3 protein-coding genes are annotated in these 3,551 nt (G+C 49.5%); all 3 read right to left on the bottom strand.

Going from position 1 to position 3,551, the window contains the following annotated elements; translation table 11 throughout:
• Positions 1-20 precede the first annotated feature (20 nt).
• Entirely contained in the window at positions 21-668 is a 648-nt protein-coding gene (locus tag J1785_RS02330) for an MBL fold metallo-hydrolase (RefSeq protein ID WP_217218724.1), read from the bottom strand.
• A 51-nt stretch (positions 669-719) separates the two neighbouring features.
• On the bottom strand, positions 720-1,271 hold the full coding sequence (mepK, locus tag J1785_RS02325; protein WP_129952503.1) for a peptidoglycan L,D-endopeptidase MepK: 552 nt from the start codon (positions 1,269-1,271) through the stop codon (positions 720-722).
• A 179-nt stretch (positions 1,272-1,450) separates the two neighbouring features.
• Entirely contained in the window at positions 1,451-3,301 is a 1,851-nt protein-coding gene (gene ldtD, locus J1785_RS02320) for a L,D-transpeptidase (RefSeq protein ID WP_129991190.1), read from the bottom strand.
• Between the last annotated feature and the right edge of the window lie 250 nt (positions 3,302-3,551).

The following is a 3,551-nucleotide window of genomic DNA, read 5'->3' as shown; positions in this document are numbered from 1 at the left end:
CTGATAAACAGCAAACGTCATCACCAGACCGGCATTTCATCCTGCAGGAACGGATTGGTTCTACGCTCATAACCAAAATCCGACATCGGGCCATGGCCGGGAATAAATACTATGTCATCGCCGAGCGGTAATAATTTCGTTTTGATGGAATGAATCAACGCCTGATGGTCACCACGCGGGAAATCACTGCGGCCTACGCCACCTTTAAATATCACATCACCGGAAACGGCAATTCGCGCTTTATCATTGATGAAGACAATATGCCCCGGCGTATGGCCCGGGCAATGCAGCACGGATAAGATTTCCTCGCCGACCTTCACTGAATCCCCTTCTTCCAGCCAGGTATCTGGCGTCAGCGGATCACAATGGTCGAGGCCAAACATCTGGCTTTGGGTGGGCAGCGCATCCAGCAGGAATTGATCTTCTTTCTGAGGACCGATAACCGGTACCTGATAGTGAGCAGCCAGCTCTGCCGCTGCTCCTACGTGATCAAGATGACCGTGAGTCAGCAAAATTTGCGTAACCAATACACCTTTGGCAGAAACTTCCTGGATGATCCTTGCGGCTTCACCGCCCGGATCGACAATAGCAGCCTGATTGGTTTTAACACACCAAATCAGTGAACAGTTTTGGCTGAACGCCGTGACGGTAATTAAATGGATTTTCATAGAGCTCCACAAAATGGCCTGCACATTCCGGCAGGCCATTAATAACACACATCACCAGGTCCGCGCGGGACCGGTATCGATGTGCACAAAGTTACTTCGTGGATAATATCCTACACCACCCATCCGCATTTTTAATGCGGCTTTGCGGATATTGCTCAGTTCGATGCCCTGGATGTGGAAATCCATTGCCTGCCCGAGGGTGTGATAACTGTGCTTCGCTACCCCGCTTCCTGGCTCACGCATACTGTTGTTTGTCGCCAGTGAGCGGTAACCCGAAATCAGCTGGACCGGTTTATTGGTTCCGCCGAGCATCACCTGCAAACGATAGAGATGATCGAACAACGCGGGATCGATCGATTTTACCTTTTCCGCACGATAGTCTCTGAACAGATGATTCAACCGGGCCAACTCATCCTTGTTGTAACGCTTTCCATCAAAAAACTCGGTTTTGAGGGTTTCGCCGGTATTTATATTGTTAACCACTAAAATACGCGGACGAGGTGTGGAAAGAGTGGCGAATGCACGACCTGGAAGTAATGCAATCCCCATAGCGGCACTGCCTAATGCCAGCCATTTACGGCGATGTGTGTCGATTTCATTCATGAACAGTTTACTATCCGGTAAGAGAGTCAAAAAAAAGCTCTGATCTGAGCCGTTTTGAACCTTAACTGCCAATTTTCTGCGAGTCAAGGGGACCCATATAAGCAAAACGAGCGTGCCAGTGGCTCACGCTCGTCCGATGGCCAAATACTCTGACCCTTATCAGATTAGATTTACTGCATTTATTGAAGCAAAATTTCTGCCTGAGGCAGGATTTGTGCGCCGGATCTCACCGTTGAATCATAATTGTAAATATCTGTTCTGAACTGAGGCTTACCGTCATCTGCGACCCACGCCGTCAGATAAAACAGTTTTACCGGTATGTGATGGCGTATCGCTACATACGTGGTATTACCACCCTGCAATGTTGAAGAGATCCGCGTGTCATTCCAGCCCGCATCCTGCAATAACATATTGGCTAATTCAGACGCCTTATTCACCCTCACACAACCTGAACTCAGCGCACGAATATCTTTGCTGAACAGATTATGATTTGGCGTGTCATGCAGATAAATAGCATCAGAACTCGGCATATTAAATTTATACCGACCGAGGGAATTGCTCACGCCTGGTGCCTGACGGATGCGATATGGGAAATGGTTAGGCGATACCATTGCCCAGTCAATCATTGCAGGATCAATCACTTCCGCATCATTACTCCAGCCGGACAGCACCTGATAGCCATGTTGCTGGAAGTAACCGGGATTATTCATGGCTTTAGGCACGATATCTTCACGTATTAACGTAGTAGGCACATTCCATGGCGGATTGACTACCACATTATTCAGCGCACTGCTCATTAATGGCGTTTTACGACTTGGACGCCCGACAATCACCCGTGACGACAACACTTCATTACCATTGAGATAATAGGTGAGCTGATAGTTTGGAATATTCACCATGATGCCGGTGTTCACATTGCCAGGGAGAATGCGCAGGCGCTGAATATTCAGCGCCAGTAAGGTCGCACGCAATTGCGGAGAGGCGTTCAGCCACTGACGGGTACGTCCGCCAATAATACCGTCAGCTTCCAGTCCCTGCCATTTTTGAAAACGTTTAACGGCCTCCACTAAATCCGGCGTGTACTGATTGTGAGCAACAGCAACCGGCGGGTGAGTTGCTGGCGCTTCTGTCGACTGAACCGTTGGCAGAACATCTTGTACTGATGTTGCAGAAGGGCTGACGGCTGGCGTCGATTGCTGGGCCTTATCGGCGGTTTCATCAACAGACAGATCGTCATTTGCCGCGCTTCCCGGCGTGTCCGGAGCGATGGTTTCATCTGTCGGTTTAGGCACCCTGTTCTCTTCAGGCGATGCGACCATCATACCGGTGCGGGTCAGGATCTCCCGCAAAGCCGGGACATCGTCACTGATCTGATCCGGCCGCAAACTGGCTGATCCTGTCATGACCGGCCAGGGACGATTATCCGCCAGCATGGTCTTCAACGCATCATGCATCTTGGTGTAATAAGGATGCTGTGGCGCGAGAGTCGACAAATAGTGTGACGTATTGCCCTGACGCACAGCCAGCTGCCATTGATTAATCACCGTCAGTGATGGCGTCGTCATTTTGTAAGGCGTGGAACTGTATAACCACTTATCCCCGTTGGCTTCCACGCTGCTCGTAAACTGTAAATAACCCAGCATCGCATCTGATAACACGACGTCACGGGCCATGCCGGTGACTTGCGGATCCGTCAGCCATTTCACCCATTGCGTGAACTGAGGCTGGATACCAGATATGGCCAGTTCGGCCAACTGCTGCTGGAATATCTGAACGGTTTGGCGATCGTTCCACATGGGCTGCATATGATTTGCAGCATAAAGCGAAGACAGAGAAGACAGATACAACGGCCGGATGCCTCTGGGCAATAATTCTGCCTGCAACTGACTCATGCTCTGCACACTTGACAGTGTCGTTTTTCCTAATGGCAGTGTGGGCACGGTAGCCCATGCAGCCAACCACGGTGACAGACCGCCCGCCAGCAAGCAGCTGGCGACTAAAAACCTGAGAGACCTTTGATTCATTAACATCTTCCCTTGCCTCCCGATAAGGTGCCCAATTTCATCCCCAAAACTGAGCCTGCAGCTCTTGGATTAAGTATATAAAGAGAATTCTTTTTTTGCGTAGGAACTCAATGAAATAGAGCCCGCATGTCACGTAAAGACTCTAAGTCAGCTGTCAGTTTAAATAAAGCCTTCCGTTACGTGTTTATGAGTTGTTTTTAAGCATTCGTCTATAAATTACACAACACTTTAGCTTTGCCTTGCGCGGTATTTAGAG

The sequence above is a fragment of the Rahnella perminowiae genome, from assembly GCF_019049755.1.
GTDB lineage: Bacteria > Pseudomonadota > Gammaproteobacteria > Enterobacterales > Enterobacteriaceae > Rahnella > Rahnella perminowiae.
Note: the sequence above shows the minus strand (reverse complement) of the source record. Positions and strands in the feature narration are given on the sequence as shown.